General features: G+C 38.8%; 1 protein-coding gene and 1 pseudogene. Both read right to left on the bottom strand.

Translation table 11 applies throughout. From position 1 onward, the window contains the following. Nucleotides 1–516 (bottom strand): annotated as a pseudogene (locus FTV38_RS17680) (hypothetical protein); the annotation flags it as partial. A 97-nt stretch (nucleotides 517–613) separates the two neighbouring features. Next, on the bottom strand, nucleotides 614–1,078 hold the full coding sequence (locus tag FTV38_RS18270; protein WP_257222737.1) for a hypothetical protein: 465 nt from the start codon (nucleotides 1,076–1,078) through the stop codon (nucleotides 614–616). Between the last annotated feature and the right edge of the window lie 171 nt (nucleotides 1,079–1,249).

The following is a 1,249-nucleotide window of genomic DNA, read 5'->3' as shown; positions in this document are numbered from 1 at the left end:
TTTTATGTCAGTATCTGAATAATGAGGAACAGTAAGGGTAAGAAGTAATACAGATCCGCCTTGTTTCTGCCACCAATCCATAGCATCTTTGACTTCACATTTACGGTGTTCGGAAATAATTGCAGCACAAACAGGACAGCCCCATGCATTTGCACAGCGCATGACGTTCGTATAATTGGCTTTATTACGAAATTTATTAAATGTGACCCCTACACCATCATTTTTATCTACACGATTATAGAAACAGTGTTGGGTACGTTCCCCATTAAGTATTTTTCGAGCTGAATCTAGTAATTTAAACCGTTCTTTGATTGCCTGAAAGCCTTGCTGTGTGCGGATGGCGGAGTTATCCGTAGTATTACCAAGGGGCTTCCCATTTTCATCGACAGCCCATGTTTTTTTACCGTCTGTCACAAGTCTACAAGTCGGCAGTGTATCAGCGGTCGCAATCGTTGTCGTCCCTCCGCCTCTCACTCCCGCTTCTACTCTTTGACTTTCATTTTTGTTACCGTACAATAGTATTGCTCCTATTCATTTAGGTAGCTCCTAAAATGTTGCCGTACAACTACAGGATTCCAAAGCCTTGAGAATTGCCGTTCTCAGGGCTTTTCTGTTATTTGAGGTTCTTAACCTCAGTAGCAATCTGTCCTAGCTTTTGGTTACCATCAAGCAAAAGATCACCTGCAAATTTTTGAACAATGCTCAAGGCATTTTCTTTGTTATCTCTAATCTGCTCTAAGGCTTCTATAGTTTGCTCAAGCACTGGAACATATTGTTCTAACATCTCTAAAATAATCTTTGTCTTAGGTTGTCCTGTTAAGTCAGAAATCTTATCTAAAACTTCTTCCATCTCAGGAGGAACACTCAAAGCAATGCGTTTTCTGGTCATTCTTAAATTCCTGTTACCTATGGCAACAATATTACATCTATTCAAAAAATAAGCAAATATTTTCTTGTCGGCATAGCCGAAAAACTCCCGATCTTGGTTCAGATGAAAGCTGTAATCAAAGAAAGGAATATTTTGTAATTCTTGTTGTGTCAGTTCGCTCGTAGACACTCGCTCTGTAAAATAAAGCATAAAAAAACGCCCAAGATATTTATCTCAGGCGTTAATAAAATTCGGAAGAAGATTTATAAGGTTGTATAAATCTTCACAATATCTAACTTAACCTAACTGTTAGACAGCGTTAACTTATTTTCACTTAGTGAAACAGAGGATAACGACTAGACCAGCAGTTAAGACTGCGCG

The sequence above is a fragment of the Acinetobacter sp. YH16044 genome (assembly GCF_013417145.1).
Taxonomy (GTDB): domain Bacteria; phylum Pseudomonadota; class Gammaproteobacteria; order Pseudomonadales; family Moraxellaceae; genus Acinetobacter; species Acinetobacter amyesii.
The sequence above is the reverse complement of the archived record's forward strand: the minus strand, read 5'-3'. Positions and strand labels throughout refer to the sequence as shown.

Coding starts and splice junctions, on each gene's coding strand:
- FTV38_RS18270 (WP_257222737.1), bottom strand. CDS start 1,078: ATGCTTTATTTTACAGAGCGAGTGTCTACGAGCGAACTGACACAACAA.